We start from the raw sequence: 18,904 nt of genomic DNA, 5'->3' as shown, positions 1-18,904 counted from the left end.
ACGGTATGCAGCAGTTCCTGAACGTCACGCTGACCGGGTTGGCGCAGGGCGCGGTGTACGCCGCGATCGCGCTGGCACTGGTGCTGATCTGGCGGTCCACCCGGATCGTCAACTTCGCGCAGGGCGCGATGGCCATGTTCACCACCTACATCGCGCTCGCGCTGATCGAGGCCGGGCAGTCGTACTGGGTGGGGCTGCTGGTCGCGCTGGTGTCCGGGCTGGTGCTCGGCGCCCTGGTCGAGCGGGTGGTCGTGCGCCGGGTCGAGGGCGGTCCCGAGCTGAACGCGGTGATCGTGACCCTGGGGTTGTTCGTCGGGTTCCAGGCGCTGGCCGCGATCCTGTTCGGCTCGACGTTCGTGTCGTTCCCGGCGCCGTTCGACCTGCGCGGGTTCACCGTCGGCGGCGTCAACATCGCGTTCACCCCGAACAGCATCTTCGTGATCGTCGCGGTGATCGTGGTGATGCTGGCGCTGGTGGCGCTGTTCCGGTTCACCAACCTGGGCCTGCAGATGCGGGCCTCGGCGTTCAGCCAGGAGATGTCGCGGCTGCTCGGGGTGCGGGTGGGCGCGCTGCTCACCCTGGGCTGGGCGCTGGCCGCGGTGGTCGGGTCGCTGGCCGGGGTGCTGATCGCCGGCGGCAACCTCGTCTCCCCCAACTACATGGACGCCGTCGTCGTCTACGGCTTCGTGGCCGCGGTGCTCGGCGGCCTGGAGTCGCCGGGCGGTGCGGTCGTCGGCGGGCTGACGATCGGGTTGCTGCTGTCCTACGTGAGCGGCTACCTCGGCAGCGAGCTGGTCGCGCTGGCCTCGCTGGTGATCCTGGTGGCCGTGCTGCTGGTCCGCCCGCAGGGCCTGTTCTCCCACGCCGCGGCCAGGAGGGTCTGATGACGCAGCAGGCCGACACCCCGCAGGACACCGAGAAGGACACCGGGCAGGCCGCCGCGCCCGCCAGCGCCGCCGCGCCCGCCCCGCCGCCGGGCCGGTTCGACGCCGTGCGGCGCAGGCTGCCGAAGTCGACGTTCGCCCGGCACGCGCTGGCCGCGCTGGGCGGGCTGGTCGTGGTCTTCCTCGTGCTGGAGCTGACCAACCCGTTCCGCAACTCCCAGTTCGCGACGATGTCCTACTACGCGATCGCCGCCGTCGGGCTCACCACGCTGACCGGGCTCAACGGCCAGATCTCGCTCGGGCACGGCGCGCTCATGGCGGTCGGGGCCTACACGACCGGCCTGCTGCTCGGGCCCGACGCCGACGGCGCCGCGCTGCCGCTGCCGATCGTGATGCTGGTGGCGATGGCCGTGACGGCCGTCGTCGGCGTCGTGGTCGGCGCCGCGGCCGCCCGGCTGCACGGCCCGTACCTCGCCGGCGCCACCCTGGCGCTGGCCGTGGCGCTGCCCGGGCTGGCCATCTACTTCGACGAGGTGCTGGGGGGCGAGCAGGGGCTGCGGATCGCCGCGCCGCGCGCGCCGGACTGGTTCTCCGACGCCATCTACTTCCTCTCGGCCAACGAGACCCCGGGCGTGAAGTACCTGGCCTACGTCGGCTGGATCACCCTGCTGGTGGTCCTGCTGCTGATGGCCAACCTCAAGCGGGGCCGGGTCGGGCGCGTCTGGCAGGCCGTGCGCGACGACGAGGTCGCCGCCGAGCTGGCCGGCATCCGGCTGGGCCGCACCCGCGTGGTCGCCTTCGTGGTCAGCGCCGCCTGCGCGGGCCTGGCCGGCGCGGTGCTGGCCGTCGTGGTGCGCCTGGCCGCCCCGAGCGGGTTCACCATCGTGCTGTCGCTGAGCCTGCTGACCGCCGTCGTGCTCGGCGGGCTGGGCACCTTCACCGGGGCGCTGCTGGGCAGCGCGCTCCTGGTCTTCCTGACGCCGACGGTGACGAACCTGGGCACGTCGCTCGGGCTGGACGCCACCGCCGCCGCCGAGGTGGCCCCGTTCGTCTACGGGGTCGTGCTCGTGCTCGTGATGCTGCTCGCGCCCGCGGGCGCGGTCGGCGTGCTTCGCAAGGTCTGGCATCGGACTCGGAGCGACCGCTCGGGTTCCTCGACGAGGAGGAGTGCATGATCAGCAGAACCGCACGGCTGGCGGCCGCGGCCGTCGCCGCGTCCCTGGCGCTGGCCGCCTGTGGCGCGGGCGGCAGACCGGCCGAGGACGGCGGTGGCACCGGCGCGACCGGCGAGGCGGCCACCGCCTCCGACGTCGGCATCACCGAGACCACCGTCAAGGTCGGCGCGCACTTCCCGTTGACGGGCGTGGCGGCGCCCGGCTACGCCGACATCCCCACCGGGACCAAGGCCTACTTCGACTACGTCAACGCCAACGGCGGGGTCAACGGCCGGCAGATCGAGTACGTCTACAAGGACGACGCCTACAACCCGACGCAGACCAGCCAGGTCACCAACGAGCTGGTGCTGCAGGACCAGATCTTCGCGATGCTCGGCGGCCTGGGCACCCCGACGCACTCCGCCGTCATCGACTTCCTCAACTCCGAGGGCGTGCCGGACCTGTTCGTCTCCTCCGGCTCGCTGCTGTGGGACCAGCCGCAGGAGAACCCCCAGACCTTCGGCTGGCAGCCCGACTACGAGGTCGAGGGCAAGATCCTGGCCCAGTACCTCGCGCAGAACTTCCCGCAGGCCAAGGTCGGGCTGTTCGTCCAGGACGACGACTTCGGCCGGGACGGCGAGAAGGGCGCCCGGCAGTACCTGGACTCCCAGATCGTCACCGTCCAGCGCTACACCCCCGGCAACACCGACATCGCCCCGCAGATCGCCGCCCTGCAGGCCGCGGGCGCCGACCTCGTGGTGGGCTTCGCGGTGCCGTCGTACACGGCGCTCTCGCAGCTCAACGCGCTGCGGTTGAACTACAAGCCGCAGTGGGCCTACTCCAACGTGGGCGCGGACCTGACCCTGGTCGGCTCGCTGCTGGCCCGCTTCTCCGAGGGCGCGATCACCGACGCCGGGCTGCTGGAGGGCGTGATCAGCACCAGCTACCTGCCCAACGTCACGCAGACGGACGACAAGTGGGTGCAGCTGTTCGGGAAGGTGTGGGACGAGCACGGCGGCGAGGGCGACCTGAACAACTTCCGCATCTACGGCATGTCGCAGGCCTACACGTTCGTCTCCGCGCTGCAGGCGGCCGGGCCGAACCCGACGCGCGAGGGCATCGTCAAGGCCGTCGAGAGCGGCGGTAAGACGTTCCAGGGCCCGTGGCTGGCCCCGTTCCGGTTCTCCGCCGACAAGCACGGCGGCATCGCGGGCGTGGCCGTCAACAAGATCACCGGGGGCACGGTCCAGCTGCTGACCGACGTGCTGGTGACCGACAACGGCACGGCCCCGATCACCCCGGTCGGGACGCCGCCGTCGGAGCCGACCGCGAACGGGATCCCGGACGTCAAGCCGGTCGCCACCGGCTGACGGCACGACCGCAGTCCCCGTCGCGGCACAGCGCAGTGCCGCGGCGGGCCGCCCGAGGGGGCGGTCCCGGCGCCCCGGGACCGCCCCCTCGGCGCGTTCAGGCCTGCTCGGCCCGCTCGGCCAGCGCGACCGCGGCACCGCGGGGCACCACGACGACCGGCACCGGCGAGTGCCGCACGATCTTCGACGAGCGCGAGCCGATGAACACCCTGGCCAGCGGGCCCTCCGCGCTCGACCCCACGGCCAGCAGGTCGCCGTCGGTCCAGTCCACGTCCTGCAGCGCGGCGTCCCACTCGGTGCCGCGCCCGATCACCGCCCCGGTGCTCGTCGGCGCCGTCGGCAGCGCGGCCACGTGCTCCAGCACGGCCTGCTGCGCCTGGCTCACCTCGCTCGACCACTCGGCGAGCACGGCGTCCTCGGCCCGCGACCCGATGCCGGCGGTCAGCGGGGTGCGGGGGCGGACGGCGAACGAGGCCACCCGCAGCGCCGCCCCCATCCGGACCGCGACGCCGGCCGCCGCGACGACCAGGTCCTCGTCGCCCTCGGCCGCGCCGAACGCGGCGGTGACCCGGCTGACGCCGGCATCGGGCTGGCAGCGGAACCCCCGCGGCGCCAGCACCACCGGGACGGGCGAGGTGTGCAGCAGCCGCTCGGCCACGCTGCCGAACGCGACCCGACCGAGCATGCCGGCGTCCGAGGAGCCCAGCACGATGGCCGTGGCCCCGCGCTCCTCGGCGGTCTCCACCAGTCCGCGCGAGGTCGACCGGGCCCTGGCGACGACGAAGTCGGCGCTGAGCCCGGGCGCGAGCAGGTCGCGGGCCCGGGCGAGGGCCTCCTCGGCGTCGCGGTCGAGGTACTCCTGGTACTCCGCGTCCACCCGGCCCAGCCCGGGCGGCCACGGCGGCGGGACGACGGTGCAGACGACGAGGTCGTCGCCCAGCGCCCGGGCCAGCTGCCCGCCCAGGTGCAGCGCGGTGGCCGCGCGCTCGTCGCGCGGCAGGCCGACGACGAGGGTCATGCCCGGTCCTCGACCTGGGTGCCGGGTTCGCCGAGGCGGGAGTGCCGGATCCCGTAGGCGTAGTACCAGACCAGCACCACCGCCACCCAGATCAGGAACACCAGGATCGTGATCGTGCGCAGCCCGACGATGATCCAGATGCAGCCCAGGATCGACAGGATCGGCACCACCGGGTAGCCGGGCACCTTGAACCCGCGCGGCAGGTCGGGGGCCGTGCGCCGCAGGATGATCACGCCGACGGACACCACCGTGAACGCCACGAGGGTGCCGATGCTGGTCATCTCGGCCAGGAAGTTGATCGGCAGCAGCCCGGCCAGCAGCGCGACCGCGATCGCCACGACGATCGTGTTGTTGACCGGCGTGCGGGTGCGCGGGTTCACCGTGCTGAAGAAGCGCGGCAGCATGCCGTCGCGGCCGATGGCGAACAGGATGCGGGTCTGGCCGTAGATCGTCACCAGGGTCACGCTGAAGATCGAGATGACCGCCCCGGCGGCGATCAGCGTGCCCGGCCAGGCCTGGCCGGTGACCGACTCCAGGATCGCCGAGAGCCCGGCCTCCTGGCCCTCGAACTCCGCGGCCGGCTGCGCCGCCACCGCGACCAGCGCCACCAGCACGTACACCACCGTGACCGTGGCCAGCGCGATCAGGATGGCCAGCGGCATCGTCCGGCGCGGGTTGCGCACCTCCTCACCGGCCGTCGAGACGGCGTCCAGGCCGATGTAGGAGAAGAAGATGATGCCCGCCGCGCCGGTGATGCCGGTGACCCCGAACGGCGCGAAGTCGGCGAAGTTGTCGGTGTTCCAGCCGCTGATCCCGACCACGATGAACAGCACCAGCACCGCGAGCTTGATCAGCACCATGGTCGCGTTGACCGCCGCCGACTCGCTGGCCCCGCGGATCAGCAGCAGCGCGCACAATGCCACCAGCACGATCGCGGGCAGGTTGATGATCCCGCCCTCCTCGGGCGAGTTCGACAGGACGTCCGGGATGGCGACGCCGAACAGGTTGCCCAGCAGCTGGTTGAGGTACTCGCTCCAGCCCACGGCCACCGCGGCCGACGACACCCCGTACTCCAGCAGCAGGCAGGCGGCCACCCCCATGGCCACCACCTCGCCGAGCGTGGCGTAGGCGTAGGAGTACGACGACCCCGACACCGGCACCGCGCTGGCCAGCTCGGCGTAGCAGACCGCGGTGAGGCCGGCGACCACGCCGGCGATCACGAACGACCACACCACCGCAGGGCCCGCCGCCGGCACGGCCTCGGTGAGCACGAAGAAGATGCCCGTGCCGATGGTGGCCCCGACCCCGATCATGGCCAGCTGGAACAGCCCGATCGACCGCGCGAGCTCCCCTCCCCCGCTGTCGGCGCCGGTCTCGGCGGCCATCGAGGACACGGGCTTGCGCCGGAACGAACGCTGCAAGATGGTCGCCACGCGACCTCCTTCGGCTCGGGACCACTGCAGGTTCCACCGCTCGCGGGACCGTCGCAACAGGACGGATCGAGTTCTGACGTCGCGGTTCGCGGGGCGAGTCCGCACAGGGGGTGTGGCGTCCCTCGCAGCACGGGGGTGGTCCTCGCAGGGTGCAGGCAGTCTGCGACGACCACCCTGGGCCTGCGACACCGGCCCGAACCGGCCGCCACCGGTCCGCAGGCTGCGAGAGGGCCGACGCCACCCGCAGGGTGATCGGCCCGTGTCGATTTCCCGCCCCCCGGTTCGACCTTGCGATGAATCCGGGAGCGCACCGGGGTCCTACCCCCGACGCACCCGCAGGGACCCCGACCGGGAGGACGAGATCGTGGACACCATGCCGCCGCCGAAGGCGACCCGCCGAGAGTGGACCGGCCTGGCCGTGCTCGCCCTGGCCTGCCTGCTCTACGTCATGGACCTCACCGTGCTGGACCTCGCGGTCCCGGCGCTGAGCGAGGACCTCCGCCCGACCAGCAGCCAGCTGCTGTGGATCATCGACGTCTACGGCTTCATGGTCGCGGGTGCGCTGGTCACGATGGGCACCCTGGGCGACCGGATCGGGCGGCGCAGGCTGCTGATGGGCGGGGCCGCGGCGTTCGGGGTGATGTCGATCGTGGCGGCGTTCTCGACGACGCCGGAGATGCTGATCGCCAGCCGGGCGCTGCTGGGGCTGGCCGGGGCCACGATCGCGCCGTCGACGCTGTCGCTGATCTTCCACATGTTCCGCGACCCGGCCGAGCGCACCCGCGCGGTCGGCATCTGGATCGGGGCGTTCTCGGCGGGCAGCGCGGTCGGACCGGTGCTGGGCGGGGTGCTGCTGGAGTGGTTCTGGTGGGGGTCGGTGTTCCTGCTGGCGCTGCCGGTGATGGGCGCGCTGCTGGTGCTGGGCCCCAAGCTGCTGCCGGAGTACCGCGACCCGGGGGCCGGGCGGCTCGACCTGGTCAGCGCGGGGATGTCGGTGGTGGCGCTGCTGGCGGTGGTCTACGGGATCAAGCAGGCCGTGCAGGACGGCGTGCACGTCGTCCCGGTGCTGGCGGTGGCCGGCGGGGTGGCGCTGGGGGTCGCGTGGTTCCGCCGCCAGCGCCGGCTGCCCGAGCCGATGATCGACGTGCGGCTGTTCCGGATCCGGGCGTTCACCGTGGCCCTCGCGGTCAACTTCCTGTCGATCTTCGTGATGGTCGGGTACGTGCTCTACCTGGGCCAGTACATGCAGCTGGTGCTCGGGCTCTCGCCGCTGGCCGCCGGGCTGGCCGCGGTGCCGGGGGCGGGCGGGTTCGTGCTGAGCTCGCAGCTGTCGCCGCGGCTGGTCCGCCGGTTCCGGCCGGCGACGGTCGTCTCGGCCGGCCTGGCGCTGGCCGCCGCGGGACTGCTGCTGCTGACCACCGTCAGCGTGTCGTCGGGGATGGTCGCGGTGATCGTGGCCTCGCTGGTCGTCTCGCTGGGGATGGGCCCGGTGTTCGGGCTGACCACCGAGATGATCGTCGGCTCGGCCCCGGAGGAGGCCGCGGGCGCGGCGTCCGGGATCTCCGAGACGGCCTCCGAGCTGGGCGGGGCGCTGGGCATCGCGGTGCTGGGCACCATCGGACTGGCGATCTACCGCGGCGGCGTCGCCGACGGGCTGCCCGCGGGCGTTCCGGCTGAGCTGGCCGACGCCGCAGCCGACACGCTGGGCGGGGTCGGCGCGGTGGCCGCGCAGCTGCCCGCCGCCGACGCCACGGCCCTGGTCCAGGCCGCGAACAGCGCGTTCGTCAGCGGGCTGCACCTGACCTCGCTGGTCGCCGCGGTGATCGCGGCCGGGCTGGCGGTGCTGGCCGCGGTCGCGCTGCGCACGCCGCAGCCGGCCCCCGTCGAGGACGACCAGGAGCCCGTCGCGGTGCCCTGCCCGAGCTGACCGACTCCACCCCGGCCCGTCGAGGACGACGTCGTGGGATCGACTCCGCTCGGGTTGATCCCACAGCGTCGTTCTCGACGGTTTCCCGTTCGGGTGCGGCGCGGATCAGTTGAGCTTGCGGGTGTCGGCGGGCAGCCCGCCGCCGTTGTAGACGTCCGCGGCGAGGTTCGAGAGCGCGGTGAGGGCCACGTTCTGGCTCCACGGCCCGTAGGACACCCGGGCCACGCCGAGGCGCCGCGCGGTGGCCAGGTCGATGGAGCCGGGGATGCCGATGAGGTTCACCTTGCGCTCGCCGAGCGCCTCCACCAGCCGCCCGACGGTCTGCTCGTCGAGCCTGCCGGGGGCGAAGAAGTTCGACGCCCCGGCGTCGAGGTAGGCCCGGCCGCGTTCGACGGCGTCGGCCAGCACGTCCTCCGGGTCGCGGTCGGCGCCCCGGAGGAAGGCGTCGGTGCGGGCGTTCAGCACGAACGGCACGCCCGCCCGCTCCCCCGCCGCGACGGCCGCCTCGACCGCGGCCACCGCCTCGGGCAGCGGCTTCATCTGGTCCTCGAGGTTCGCCCCGACGATCCCGACGTCGATGGCGCGGGCGATCGTGCCGCCCGCGTCGCCGTATCCGGCCTCCAGGTCGGCGGTGACGGGCAGCTCCACCGTGCGCGCGATCAGCCCGACCGCGGCGATCATCTCGTCGCGCGGGATGACCTCCCCGTCGGGGTAGCCGTGCGCGGCGGCGATGCTGTGGCTGGCCGTGGCCAGCGCCTTCGTACCCGGGGTGTCGGCCACGACCTCGGCCGTGATCGCGTCCCAGACGTTGACCACGAGGAGCAGCTCGGGGTCGGTGTGCAGGCGGAGCAGCTCCGCGGCCTTCTCTGCGGTGGTCGTCACGACGATCACGCTAGTCGCCCGGAGCGGGCCTATCGTGTTCCGATGGGGTTGAGCACCGAGGAACAGGCCGTCGTCGACACCGTGCGCGAGTGGGTCGACCGGGAGGTCCGCCCCGTCGTCCGCGAGCTCGAGCACGACGACACCTACCCCGAGAAGCTCATCGAGCAGATGAAGCAGCTGGGCATCTTCGGGCTGGCCATCGGCGAGCCCTACGGCGAGGCCCCGGTGTCCATGCCCTGCTACGCGCTGGTCACCGCGGAGCTGGCGCGCGGCTGGATGAGCCTGGCCGGGGCGATGGGCGGGCACACCGTCGTGGCCAAGCTGCTCTCGGAGTTCGGCACCGAGGAGCAGAAGCGGCGCTACCTGCCCCGGATGGCGACCGGCGAGGTCCGCGCCACGATGGCGCTGACCGAGCCGGGCGGCGGTTCGGACCTGCAGGCGATGACCACGGTGGCCCGCCGCGACGGCGACTCCTACGTGGTCAACGGGTCCAAGACGTGGATCACCAACTCGCGCCGCTCCCAGCTGATCGCCCTGCTCTGCAAGACCGACCCCGCCGCCCAGCCCGCGCACCGCGGCATCTCCGTGCTGCTCGTCGAGCACGGGCCGGGCCTCACCGTCAGCCGCGACCTGCCCAAGCTCGGCTACAAGGGCGTGGAGAGCTGCGAGCTCAGCTTCACCGACATGCGGGTGCCCGGCGACGCCGTGCTCGGCGGGGCCGAGGGCCGCGGCTTCGCGCAGATGATGAAGGGCCTGGAGACCGGGCGCATCCAGGTCGCCTCGCGGGCGCTCGGCGTCGGTCGCGCCGCGTTCGACGACGCCCTGCGCTACGCCCAGGAGCGGGAGAGCTTCGGCAAGCCGATCTGGCAGCACCAGTCGATCGGCAACTACCTGGCCGACATGGCGACGAAGCTGACCGCGGCCCGCCAGCTCATCCTCTACGCCGCCGAGAAGTACGACGCCGGCCAGCGCTGCGACATGGAGGCCGGCATGGCCAAGCTGTTCGCCTCGGAGACCGCGATGGAGGTCGCCCTCGACGCCGTGCGCATCCACGGCGGCTACGGCTACTCCACCGAGTACGACGTCGAGCGCTACTTCCGCGACGCCCCGCTGATGATCGTCGGCGAGGGCACCAACGAGATCCAGCGCAACGTCATCGCCGCGCAGCTGGTCAAGCGGGGCGGACTGGGCTGAGCCCGCACCGGCTGCCCGACCGGCGGGCGGACCCCCGGGACCCCCCGCCGGGCGTCAGGCCGAGCCGTCATACTTCGACGATGCACTGGCTCGCTGAGCGGCTCCAGGCCATCCCCGGGGTCGTCGCGGTCACCCTCGGCGGGTCCCGGGCCCGCGGCGCCGAGCTCCCCGACAGCGACTGGGACTTCGGCCTCTACTACCGGGGCCACCTCGACGCCGGTCACCTGCGGGCCTTCGGGCACCCCGGCACGGTCGTCGACCCCGGCGAATGGGGGCGGCTGATGAACGGCGGCGCCTGGTGGACCCTCGACGGGATCAAGGTCGACGTGCTCTACCGCGACCTCGACGTCGTGGAGAGCTGGGCGGCGCTCGCCGAGCAGGGCCGCTTCGAGATCGACCCGCTGCTCGGCCACCTCGCGGGCTGGCCCACCTACGCGCTGGCCGGCGAGCTGGCGCTGGGCCGCCAGCTGACCGGGCCGCCGCTGCCCCGCCCGCAGTTCCCGCCCGTGCTGCGCGAGTCGGCGCCGCCGTCGTGGCGGTGGCGGGCGCAGTTCCACCGCACCTACGCCGAGCACCACGCCGACCGCGGCGACCAGCGCGCCGCCGCGGCCGTGCGCACCCGGGCCGACTTCGAGGAGGCGCACGCCCGCCTCGCCGAGCGCGGCGAGTGGGCGCTCAACGAGAAGGGCCTGCTGGCCAGGGCGGGGTTGGACACGGGCGTCGAGAACGGGCCGGCGACGGGTCCGAACCCGACGACCGCCGTGGCCACCACCACCGCCGTCGACTTCACCTCGACCGCCACGGCCCCGGTGCCGCTCGACCCCGCCGGTAGGCCCCCGGGCCCCCGGGGCTGACCGGGACGCGCCACGCGGTCGCCCCGGTTCCGCGCGCAGCGAACCGGGTCCCGGTGACCGGCCGGGCACGCGATGCTGTCGACGACCACCCGTCGAGATCGCGAAGGGACACCGACACCGCCATGCCGCGCCCGTTCCGGTTCACCGTCCAGGGCGGCACCCACCTCGACGCGGGCCGATCGCTGCTCGCCGACGGTGCCGCGCTGCCCCCGTACGCCAGGAAGGTGGAGTCGCTCGGTTACCAGGAGCTGTACTCCTACGACCACATCGGCCACGTCGACCCGTTCGCGCCGCTGGTCGTCGCGGCCTCCGCGACCGAGCGGCTGCGGGTGGGCCCGCTGGTGCTCAACAACGAGCTGCACCACCCGGTGCTGCTGGCCCGCACCGCGGCCACCGTCGACCGCATGACCGGCGGTCGGCTGGTCCTGGGTCTGGGCACCGGCTACGACGAGTCCGAGCACGAGGCCATCGGCGCGCCGATCCGGCCGCCGGGCGCGCGGGTCTCCCGGTTCGCCGAGTCGCTCGCCGTGCTGCGGGCGCTGCTCGACGAGGGCCGCGCCGACCACGACGGCGAGCACCACCGCGTCCACGTCGACGACCTGGGGGTGCGCCCGGTGCAGGAGCGGGTGCCGTTCCTGATCGGCGGGCACGGCCCCCGCGTCGTCCGGCTGGCCGCCCGCTACGCCGACATCTTCCAGTTCACCGGAATCGTGCACGGCGAGGGCGGGGCACCGAGCGGTGGCGGGTTCGCCGTGCCGGCGCTGGTCGAGCGGGCCCGCTGGCTGAGCGAGGCCGCCGGGGAGCGCGACGGCGGGATCGAGCGGTCCGCCCTGGTGCAGTTCCTCCGCATCGGAGCGGACGCGCCGAGCGCCGAGGAGGTGGCCCGGGCCTTCGAGCTGACCGCCGACGCCGTCCGCGACAGCCCGTTCGCGCTGTTCGGGAGCGTCGAGCAGGTCGTGGACAAGCTGCAGCGGCTGCGCGAGCTGCTCGGCATCAGCCACTACGTCGTCCGCGACCCGGACGCATTCGCGCCGGTCGTGGAGGCGCTCAGCGGGCGGTAGCGGCGGAGTCGAGCAGGTCGAGCAGGTCCCACTCCTGCTCGGCGACCCGGCGCCCGATGGCGACCCGATCGACCGAGCGGACGTGGCCGTCGAGGTGGGCCCGCAGCATGGACAGGCACAGCACGCCCCAGCGCAGCGTGCCGTAGACGGTCCACCAGTGCAGCTCCGCGCGGTCGACCGGCCGACCGCCGCCCGCGGCGTAGCCGGCGAGCAGGTCGTCGACGTCGCCGAAGCCGCCCACCACCGCGGGCCGGCGGAACCGCCAGGCCTTGGTGCACAGCCAGCCCATGTCCTCCACCGGGTCGCCGACGTGGGCGAGCTCCCAGTCGAGCACCGCGGCCAGGCCGCCGCGCGCGTCCGCGGAGACCACCAGGTTGCCCATCCGGAAGTCGCCGTGCACCAGCCCGCGCGGACAGGCCGGGGGCCGGTCGCGGGTCAGCTCCCGGAAGCCCAGCTCGAAGGTGGGGACCGCGGACCCCGTCCCGTCGTACAGGTCGCGCAGGGCGCGCACCGGGTCGTCCGGGGCGGGCAGGTCGACGCCGGCCGGGTCGATGCGGTGGATCGCGGCCAGCACCTCGCCGCAGCGGCGCGCCAGTCCCGGCGGGCAGTCGCCCAGGATCCGCTGCGGCAGCGTCTCCCCCGCGACGTGGCCGGTCAGCGTGTACGGCGCGCCGGGTGCGTCCGGGTCGTCGGAGGCCGCCACCACCTCGGGCACCGGCACCCCGCCGGCGCGGGCCCGCCGCATGAGCTCCGCTTCGACCAGCATGGCCCCGGCGGTGCCGGGTCGGGCCTGCTGGAGCACCAGCCGGCGGCGACCGCCGGTCCCGTCGTCGACGACGACCGCGGTGGTGTGCCGGGAGGCGCCCGCCGTCATCGACGTCGCCTCGACGACCCGGCTCCCGGCTCCGAGCGCGGCGGTCAGCACGGGTGTGAGGGCGGCGGCGAGGTCCGGCACCCGCACACTGTGCCCGACGGCGCGCACGTCCGTCGGGCGGTGGTCGGTGTCGATGGCGGCAGGAGCTTGAGGCCGCCCTCGACGTGGTCCGCGACTAGGATCGGCGACCGTGACGGTCCGGGAGCGCCCCCTGCGCGCCGACGCCGTGCGCAACCGCGACAAGCTGCTGCGCGCCGCGGAGGCCGTGCTGGGCGAGCAGGGCCTCGACGCCCCCCTCGACGAGGTGGCGCGCCGCGCGGGTGTCAGCATCGGGACGCTCTACAACCACTTCGCCGACCGGGCCGCGCTCGTCGCGGCGATCCTGCCGGCGCAGCTGTCCCCGCTCGACCCGATCGCCGAGCAGGCGCTGGCCGACCCCGACCCGTGGCACGGCTTCGTGGCGTTCCTGGAGGGCATGTTCTCGCTGCAGGCCCGCGACCGCGGCATCAACGACGCCGTGGCCCGCAACGCGCCCGGCACCGCCGACCCCGGCACCTCCTGCGCGGGCTTCGGCCACGTCGACCGGATCCTCGACCGGGCCAAGGGCGCGGGCGGGTTGCGCGCCGACTTCACCGCCGACGACCTCGCCGCCCTCGTCTGGGCGGTCTCGCGGATCATCCAGCTCACCGCGGACGCCGACCCGCTCGCGTGGCGCCGCTTCCTGGCCCTGCACCTCGACGGCCTGCGCCCCCGCCCCACCTGCCCCCGTCGAGAACGCGGTTGTCGCCGTGTGGACCGGTCCACAACGGCGACGAGTTCGTTCTCGACGGAGTGCGACGGTGGACACGCGGCCGCCGGAGCGGTCGGGCGGCGCACTAGCCTCCGATCATGACCGCTCCGCGCGATCGTTCCCCCGCGGCCGCCATCGCCGCCGTGGTCGTGTTCGCCGCGTTCATCGCCGTGCTGGGGATCTTCCCCGGGATCCACCTCGGGGCCACCGGCGTGCCGATCGTGCTGCAGAACATCGGTCCGCTGCTGGCCGGCGCGCTGCTGGGAGCGCGGCGCGGCACCGGGGCGGTGGTGCTGCTGCTGGCGCTCGTCGCGATCGGCCTGCCCCTGCTGTCCGGCGGGCGCGGCGGGCTGGCGCCGTTCGTCGGGCCCAGCGGCGGGTTCCTGCTGGGCTGGATGCTCTCAGCCCTGGTCACCGGTCTGATCGTGCAGCGCGCGGCGCGCCCGGGGCTGCCGGTGCTGCTGCTGGCCACCACCTGTGGCCTGCTCGCCGACTACGCCGTCGGCGTGCCGTTCCTGGCCGTCTACACCGGCGACGCCGGCACCGCCCTGGTCGGCTCCCTGGTGTTCGTGCCCGGCGACGCGGCCAAGGTCGTGGTCGCCGCGCTGGTCGCCGCCGTCGTGCACCGGGCCCTGCCCGACCGGCTCGACCGGACCGCGGTCGGCGGCCGATGACCGTCCTCGGGCCGGCCGCGACGCCGGCCCGGGCGCACGGTGCGGCCGCGGCGCTGCGCTCCCGGGGCGTGCGCGAGGGCGACCGCGTCGCCGTCGAGGCCGCCCCCGATGACGCGCTCGCCTGGCTGCTCGGCGCCGACCTGCTCGGCGCGGCCACGCTCGTGGTCGAGCCGCGGTGGACGGCCCGCGAGCGCGCGGCCGTGCTCGCCGACGCCGCCCCCGACCTCGTCGTCACCGGCGGCCCCCCGCCTCCCGACGGGCGCGTCGGGCCGGTCGGCGGCGCCGGCACCGCGTTCTACCTGCCCACCACCTCGGGCAGCAGCGGACGCCCGAAGGTGCTGGTCCGCTCGCGCGACTCCTGGCTGCGCAGCTTCGCCGCGCTCGGCGAGCTGCCCGGGCCGGTGCTGGTCCCCGGCCCGCCCAGCTCGTCGCTGTTCCTGTTCGGGGCGCTGCACGCCCTGTGGTGCGGCACGGCGCCCGCGCTGCGCCCCCGGCTGGAGCTCGCCGACGCCCGCCGCGCCGGAACCGTGCACCTGGTGCCGGCCGCGCTGGTCGACCTCCTCGACCGCGTCGAGCGCGCACCCGGGCGCGGGGCGCCGCGGGTGGTCGTCTGCGGCGGCGCCCACCTGCCCGCGCCCGTGCGCGAGCGGTTCGCCCGGCTGCTGCCCGACGCCGAACTCGTCGAGTACTACGGCTCGGCCGAGCACTCCCTGATCGCCGTGCGCCGCCGGGGCGAGGCCGAGCTGCGCCCGGTCGACGGCGTGGACCTGCGGGTCCGGGAGGGCGTGCTGTGGGTGCGATCACCCCTGGCGTTCCGCGGCCACCTGCGCGGCGGCGCGGTCGAGCCGGCCGGGCCGTGGACGACCGTCGGCGATCGCGCCGAGCTCACCCCCACCGGCGGGCTGCGGGTGCACGGCCGCGGGACGGCCACGATCTCCTGCGGCGGGCGGCTGGTGTCGGCCGAGGAGGTGGAGGCGGTGCTGCGCGACGCCCCCGGCGCGCGGGACGTGCTGGTCGCCGCCACGCCGCACCCCCGGCTCGGATCGGTGGTGACCGCGGTCGTCGAGGCCGGGCCCACCCTGCGCGCCCTGCGCGCCGCGGCCCGGGACGGCCTGGAGCCCGCCAAGCGCCCGCGCCGCTGGCTCGTGGTGCCCCGGCTACCGCGCACGCCGTCCGGGAAACCGGCCAGGGCGCTGGTCGGCGAGCAGCTGGCCGCCGGCACCCTGCGGGCCGACCCGCTGCGCTGACCGTCAGCCCGGCGGCGTCGCGGCGTCCACCCGCGGCCGGGTGCGCGCCCGGGCGATCAGCACCAGCACGACGGCGATCCCGGCGAAGACGGCGTTGCCGACCCACCGCAACGGGTCGTCCGGCGTCGTCATCAGCGTGAGCACCGGCCCGAGCAGCGCGTAGACGGCCAGCGCGGCCGCCACGACGGCCAGCTCGTGCCGCGCGCCGAACCGGCGCCGCCGGGCGAGCGGGACCAGCGCGGTCCCGAGCAGGACCAGCCAGGCGATCCCGAACGCGAACCCGCCCCACGTCTCCGGGCGCAGCTGGTAGACGACCAGGCCGGCGAACACCGCCGCCCCGAGCACCCGCGGCCGCGGCACCCACCCCCGGCCGGCCGGCTCGCGCCGCCGCGGAACCCGCCACGCCGCGACCACCAGCACGGCCGCCACCGCGGCGGCTCCGATCATCTGCCCCGGGGTGGCCAGGAACTCCTCGGCCGCGAACATGAAGGCGAACACCTCCAGGCAGCCGAGCACGTACACCACGGCGGTCAGCACCAGACCGGTCCGCCCCAACCACGGCTCGCGCGCCCGGTCGGGCACGAGCAGCTCGGCCAGCGCGATCGGCACCGCGATGCTCCACACCGCGTGCCCCATCACGAACGACATCGCGTGCCACGCGCTGATCCCGAGCGCCGGGACCGGGGTGACGGCGAGGAAGTCCCAGCCATCCAGGGACGGGTTGAACAGGGACTGGTCGACCAGCCCCGCCTCGATCACGCCGTAGGCCGCGCCGAGCAGCAGGATCGTCGGCCAGCCGCGGCCGGTGCGGCGGGCGACCTCGCGGATCAGGAGGGCGCCCGCGCCGTAGAGCGGGACGAGGAACGGCAGCGCGAAGATCTCCCGCAGGGAGATGTTGCCCAGCAGGAACTCGCCGACGAACGGGGCGAGCAGCAGCAGGGCGATGACCGGGGCGCGGCGCTTCACCCCACCATTATTAGACTGAGTACTCGGTTTATCAACTGTCGGCTCGCGCCTCAACCGGCCGGCCAGGCGGTCGCGGGAGACCCATCCCCGCCCACCTACGCTCGGAGCCGTGCACGCCCCGCCGGCCTCCCCCGCGCCGTGATCCCCGACGACCGCACCCCCGTCGTCGTCGCGGCGCGCCGCACCCCCATCGGCAGCGCCGGAGGGGCGTTGAAGGGGTGCGCCGTCGACGAGCTCGCGGCCCCCGTGCTGCGCGCGACCCTCGACGACGCCGGCCTGTCCGATGTGGACGACGTGCTGCTGGGCAACGTGTTCGGGCCGGGCGGGAACCCCGCGCGGGTCGCCGCGCTGCGGGCCGGGCTCGGGCGGGGCGTCCCGGGGGTCACCGTGGACCGGCAGTGCGCCTCCGGGCTGGCGGCGATCGCGATGGCGGCGACGGCCGTGCGCGCCGGCGAGGGCGAGGTGTTCCTGGCCGGTGGGGTGGAGAGCGCGTCGACCGCGCCGCACCGGGCCTGGCGCACCGATCCGCCCCGGCCCTACACCCGCGCGCCGTTCGCCCCGGCCGAGGCGGGCGACCCGGAGATGGGCGCGGCCGCCGACCTGGTCGCGGCGCGGGCCGGGATCTCCCGCGCGCGGCAGGACCGCTTCGCCCTGCGCAGCCACGCCCGGGCGCTGGCGGCGCGGCGGGCGGGGCGGTTCGCCGGGGAGCTGGTGGCCGTCGGCGGGGTCGACGCCGACGAGCGGCCCCGGGAGTTCACGCTGGAGCGCCTGGCCCGATTCCGCCCGGCGTTCACCCCCGACGGCACGGCGACCGCGGCGAACTCGTGCGGGGTCAACGACGGGGCGGCGGCCGTGCTGGTGGTCAGCGAGCGGGTGCGCCGCGAGCGCGGCCTGTCGGGGCTGCGGCTGGTGGTCGCGGCCACGGGTGCCGTCGACCCCAACCTGCTGGGGCTGGGCGCGGTGCCGGCGATGCGGCGGGTGCTCGCGGCGGCCGGGCCGCCGGACGTCGTCGAGTTCAACGAGGCCTTCGCCGGGCAGGCGCTGGCCTGCCTCGACGCCGTCGGCATCGACGAGGAGCGGGTCAGCCCGGACGGCGGCGCGATCGCGCTGGGGCACCCCTGGGGGGCCTCGGGCGCGGTGCTGGTCGTGCGGCTGTTCGCGCGCCTGGTGCGCGGCGGCGGCGGCGAGCGGACCGGGCTCGCCGCGCTCTCCGCGGGCGGCGGGGTCGGCGTGGCGGCGGCCTGGGAGGTCGTCGCGTGATCGAGTTCGAGGGGGTGGGCCACCGCTACGGCGACCGGGAGGTCCTGGCCGACGTGACGCTCGCGCTGCCCGAGAAGCGGGTGGCGTTCGTCGGGGCCAACGGCTCGGGCAAGTCGACCCTGGCCCGCACGGTCAACGGGCTGGTGCTGCCGACGTCCGGGCGGGTGCTGGTGGACGGGCTGGACACCGCGCGGCGCGGGGCCGAGGTCCGCCGCCGGGTCGGGTTCGTCTTCACCGACCCGGACAGCCAGATCGTCATGCCGACCGCCGGTGAGGACGTCGCCTTCTCGCTGCGCCGAGCCGGGCTGGGGCGCGCGGAGCGGGCGCGCCGCGCGGCCGAGGTGCTGGCCGAGCACGGCCTGGCCGGCTACGCCGACCACCCCGCCCACCAGCTCTCCGGCGGCCAGAAGCAGCTGCTCGCGCTGTGCGGGATGCTCGCGCTCGACCCGGACGTGCTGGTCTGCGACGAGCCGACGACGCTGCTCGACCTGCGCAACAAGCGCCGCTTCGTCGACCTGCTCTCCGGCCTGCGCCAGCAGGTCGTGCTGGTCACCCACGACCTCGACCTGCTCGACGGCTTCGAGCGGGTCGTCGTGGTCGACGGCGGCCGGGTCGTCGCCGACGACGAGCCCGCCCCGGCCCTGCGGCACTACCGCGCGCTCGCCGGATGAACCCGCTCGGCCTCTACGAACCGGGCACCGGGCCCCTGCACCGGTTGCCGGCGGGACCGAAGCTGGCCGGGGTCATGGTCGTGGTCACGCTGGCCGTCGTGACGGGCGAGCCGGTGGCGCTGGCGGGGCTGCTCGCCGCCGTCGCGCTCGGCTACGCGGTGGCCCGGGTGCCCGGGCGGCGGGTGTGGCGGCTGCTGCGCACCGCCCTCCCGCTGGTCGCCCTGGTCTTCGCCGTGCAGGCACTGCTGCTGGGCCTGCCCGCCGCCGCGACGGCGGCGCTGCGGCTGGCCGTCGCGATCGGGGTGGCCACCCTGTTCACGCTCACCACCCGCGTCGACGCGGTGGTGGGCGCGGTCGAGCGCGGGCTCGGCCCGCTGCGCCGCTTCGGCGTCCGCCCCGACCGGGTCGGGCTGCTGGTCGGGCTGACGGTGGCCGCGGTGGGCACGCTGGCCGGGATCGCCGCCGAGGTGCGGGCCGCGGCGAAGGCCCGGGGGGCCGAGCGCTCGGTCGTCGCGTTCGCCGCGCCGTTCCTGGTGCGGACCCTGCGCCACGCCGACCGGCTCGGCGAGGCGCTCACCGCCCGGGGGTGGGGCGACGAGCCGGACCGCCCCGGCCCGTCGTCGTAGCGCGGACCGGCGGTTCGGG

At 75.1% G+C, this 18,904-nt stretch carries 18 protein-coding genes; 13 read left to right on the top strand and 5 right to left on the bottom strand.

The window, feature by feature from the left end:
- The first annotated feature begins 5 nt into the window (after positions 1–5).
- Genes KDL28_RS36080 through KDL28_RS36070 form a run of 3 tightly spaced genes read left to right on the top strand, consistent with a single transcriptional unit; the run spans position 6 to position 3,408 of the window.
- Positions 6–884, top strand: a complete 879-nt coding sequence (locus KDL28_RS36080) for a branched-chain amino acid ABC transporter permease (protein ID WP_252445954.1) — start codon at positions 6–8, stop codon at positions 882–884.
- On the top strand, positions 884–2,059 hold the full coding sequence (locus KDL28_RS36075; RefSeq protein ID WP_252445953.1) for a branched-chain amino acid ABC transporter permease: 1,176 nt from the start codon (positions 884–886) through the stop codon (positions 2,057–2,059). Before KDL28_RS36080 ends, KDL28_RS36075 begins: the two co-directional genes overlap by 1 nt.
- The gene (locus KDL28_RS36070) at positions 2,056–3,408 is read left to right on the top strand and encodes an ABC transporter substrate-binding protein (protein ID WP_252445952.1); all 1,353 of its coding nucleotides are present in this window, start codon (positions 2,056–2,058) and stop codon (positions 3,406–3,408) included. The genes KDL28_RS36075 and KDL28_RS36070 overlap by 4 nt, the downstream gene beginning before the upstream one ends.
- Before the next feature lie 97 nt (positions 3,409–3,505).
- Here KDL28_RS36070 and KDL28_RS36065 read toward each other — a convergent pair whose 3' ends face one another.
- Both KDL28_RS36065 and KDL28_RS36060 read right to left on the bottom strand, forming a co-directional pair.
- Positions 3,506–4,426 carry a universal stress protein gene (locus KDL28_RS36065; protein WP_252445951.1) on the bottom strand — a complete coding sequence of 307 codons (921 nt, stop codon included), beginning with the start codon at positions 4,424–4,426 and terminating at the stop codon, positions 3,506–3,508.
- Positions 4,423–5,859 carry an APC family permease gene (locus KDL28_RS36060; protein WP_252445950.1) on the bottom strand — a complete coding sequence of 479 codons (1,437 nt, stop codon included), beginning with the start codon at positions 5,857–5,859 and terminating at the stop codon, positions 4,423–4,425. The genes KDL28_RS36065 and KDL28_RS36060 overlap by 4 nt, the downstream gene beginning before the upstream one ends.
- Positions 5,860–6,232: 373 nt before the next feature.
- Here KDL28_RS36060 and KDL28_RS36055 point away from each other — a divergent pair, with 373 nt between their 5' ends.
- Positions 6,233–7,786 (top strand): MFS transporter, encoded by a 1,554-nt coding sequence (locus KDL28_RS36055; protein ID WP_252445991.1) that lies wholly within the window; start codon positions 6,233–6,235, stop codon positions 7,784–7,786.
- 105 nt (positions 7,787–7,891) lie between these two features.
- Here the strand turns inward: KDL28_RS36055 and KDL28_RS36050 are convergent, their stop codons facing one another.
- Complete coding sequence (locus KDL28_RS36050) at positions 7,892–8,668, bottom strand: isocitrate lyase/PEP mutase family protein (protein WP_252445949.1); 777 nt, start codon at positions 8,666–8,668, stop codon at positions 7,892–7,894.
- A 42-nt stretch (positions 8,669–8,710) separates the two neighbouring features.
- Between KDL28_RS36050 and KDL28_RS36045 the strand changes: the two genes are divergently transcribed.
- The 3 genes from KDL28_RS36045 (at position 8,711) to KDL28_RS36035 (ending at position 11,777) form a co-directional block, all read left to right on the top strand.
- Complete coding sequence (locus KDL28_RS36045; RefSeq protein ID WP_252445948.1) at positions 8,711–9,862, top strand: acyl-CoA dehydrogenase family protein; 1,152 nt, start codon at positions 8,711–8,713, stop codon at positions 9,860–9,862.
- An 80-nt stretch (positions 9,863–9,942) separates the two neighbouring features.
- A complete protein-coding gene (locus KDL28_RS36040) occupies positions 9,943–10,716 on the top strand; it encodes a nucleotidyltransferase domain-containing protein (RefSeq protein WP_252445947.1) in 774 nt (257 codons plus the stop codon).
- Between the two features lie 122 nt (positions 10,717–10,838).
- The gene (locus tag KDL28_RS36035) at positions 10,839–11,777 is read left to right on the top strand and encodes a TIGR03621 family F420-dependent LLM class oxidoreductase (protein ID WP_252445946.1); all 939 of its coding nucleotides are present in this window, start codon (positions 10,839–10,841) and stop codon (positions 11,775–11,777) included.
- On the opposite strand, the gene KDL28_RS36030 is transcribed toward KDL28_RS36035, so the two are convergent.
- Positions 11,764–12,732 carry a phosphotransferase family protein gene (locus KDL28_RS36030; protein WP_252445945.1) on the bottom strand — a complete coding sequence of 323 codons (969 nt, stop codon included), beginning with the start codon at positions 12,730–12,732 and terminating at the stop codon, positions 11,764–11,766. The genes KDL28_RS36035 and KDL28_RS36030 overlap by 14 nt on opposite strands.
- A 109-nt stretch (positions 12,733–12,841) precedes the next feature.
- Between KDL28_RS36030 and KDL28_RS36025 the strand changes: the two genes are divergently transcribed.
- Genes KDL28_RS36025 through KDL28_RS36015 form a run of 3 tightly spaced genes read left to right on the top strand, consistent with a single transcriptional unit; the run spans position 12,842 to position 15,362 of the window.
- On the top strand, positions 12,842–13,543 hold the full coding sequence (locus KDL28_RS36025) for a TetR/AcrR family transcriptional regulator (protein ID WP_252445944.1): 702 nt from the start codon (positions 12,842–12,844) through the stop codon (positions 13,541–13,543).
- The gene (locus tag KDL28_RS36020; RefSeq protein WP_252445942.1) at positions 13,540–14,115 is read left to right on the top strand and encodes a biotin transporter BioY; all 576 of its coding nucleotides are present in this window, start codon (positions 13,540–13,542) and stop codon (positions 14,113–14,115) included. The genes KDL28_RS36025 and KDL28_RS36020 overlap by 4 nt, the downstream gene beginning before the upstream one ends.
- A complete protein-coding gene (locus tag KDL28_RS36015) occupies positions 14,112–15,362 on the top strand; it encodes a class I adenylate-forming enzyme family protein (RefSeq protein WP_252445941.1) in 1,251 nt (416 codons plus the stop codon). The genes KDL28_RS36020 and KDL28_RS36015 overlap by 4 nt, the downstream gene beginning before the upstream one ends.
- Before the next feature lie 3 nt (positions 15,363–15,365).
- Here the strand turns inward: KDL28_RS36015 and KDL28_RS36010 are convergent, their stop codons facing one another.
- Positions 15,366–16,328: an AF_0692 family protein gene (locus KDL28_RS36010; protein ID WP_252445940.1), complete on the bottom strand. Its 963-nt coding sequence runs from the start codon at positions 16,326–16,328 to the stop codon at positions 15,366–15,368.
- Positions 16,329–16,466: 138 nt separating this feature from the next.
- On the opposite strand from KDL28_RS36010, the gene KDL28_RS36005 reads away from it, so the two are divergent.
- The 3 genes from KDL28_RS36005 to KDL28_RS35995 are packed head-to-tail and all read left to right on the top strand — an operon-like array spanning position 16,467 to position 18,885.
- The gene (locus KDL28_RS36005; RefSeq protein WP_252445939.1) at positions 16,467–17,588 is read left to right on the top strand and encodes a thiolase family protein; all 1,122 of its coding nucleotides are present in this window, start codon (positions 16,467–16,469) and stop codon (positions 17,586–17,588) included.
- A complete protein-coding gene (locus KDL28_RS36000) occupies positions 17,585–18,259 on the top strand; it encodes an energy-coupling factor ABC transporter ATP-binding protein (protein WP_252445938.1) in 675 nt (224 codons plus the stop codon). Before KDL28_RS36005 ends, KDL28_RS36000 begins: the two co-directional genes overlap by 4 nt.
- Positions 18,256–18,885, top strand: a complete 630-nt coding sequence (locus KDL28_RS35995; RefSeq protein WP_252445937.1) for an energy-coupling factor transporter transmembrane component T family protein — start codon at positions 18,256–18,258, stop codon at positions 18,883–18,885. Before KDL28_RS36000 ends, KDL28_RS35995 begins: the two co-directional genes overlap by 4 nt.
- Positions 18,886–18,904: the final 19 nt, after the last annotated feature.

The sequence above is a fragment of the Pseudonocardia humida genome, from assembly GCF_023898865.1.
In the GTDB taxonomy this organism is placed as follows: domain Bacteria; phylum Actinomycetota; class Actinomycetes; order Mycobacteriales; family Pseudonocardiaceae; genus Pseudonocardia; species Pseudonocardia humida.
This window is presented reverse-complemented; position numbering and strand designations above follow the sequence as displayed.

What these genes read in the sequence shown, in the direction of transcription:
- KDL28_RS36080 (WP_252445954.1), top strand. Translation starts at nt 6, where the DNA reads ATGCAGCAGTTCCTGAACGTCACGCTGACCGGGTTGGCGCAGGGCGCG.
- KDL28_RS36075 (WP_252445953.1), top strand. Translation starts at nt 884, where the DNA reads ATGACGCAGCAGGCCGACACCCCGCAGGACACCGAGAAGGACACCGGG.
- KDL28_RS36070 (WP_252445952.1), top strand. Translation starts at nt 2,056, where the DNA reads ATGATCAGCAGAACCGCACGGCTGGCGGCCGCGGCCGTCGCCGCGTCC.
- KDL28_RS36065 (WP_252445951.1), bottom strand. Translation starts at nt 4,426, where the DNA reads ATGACCCTCGTCGTCGGCCTGCCGCGCGACGAGCGCGCGGCCACCGCG.
- KDL28_RS36055 (WP_252445991.1), top strand. Translation starts at nt 6,233, where the DNA reads ATGCCGCCGCCGAAGGCGACCCGCCGAGAGTGGACCGGCCTGGCCGTG.
- KDL28_RS36045 (WP_252445948.1), top strand. Translation starts at nt 8,711, where the DNA reads ATGGGGTTGAGCACCGAGGAACAGGCCGTCGTCGACACCGTGCGCGAG.
- KDL28_RS36040 (WP_252445947.1), top strand. Translation starts at nt 9,943, where the DNA reads ATGCACTGGCTCGCTGAGCGGCTCCAGGCCATCCCCGGGGTCGTCGCG.
- KDL28_RS36035 (WP_252445946.1), top strand. Translation starts at nt 10,839, where the DNA reads ATGCCGCGCCCGTTCCGGTTCACCGTCCAGGGCGGCACCCACCTCGAC.
- KDL28_RS36020 (WP_252445942.1), top strand. Translation starts at nt 13,540, where the DNA reads ATGACCGCTCCGCGCGATCGTTCCCCCGCGGCCGCCATCGCCGCCGTG.
- KDL28_RS36015 (WP_252445941.1), top strand. Translation starts at nt 14,112, where the DNA reads ATGACCGTCCTCGGGCCGGCCGCGACGCCGGCCCGGGCGCACGGTGCG.
- KDL28_RS35995 (WP_252445937.1), top strand. Translation starts at nt 18,256, where the DNA reads ATGAACCCGCTCGGCCTCTACGAACCGGGCACCGGGCCCCTGCACCGG.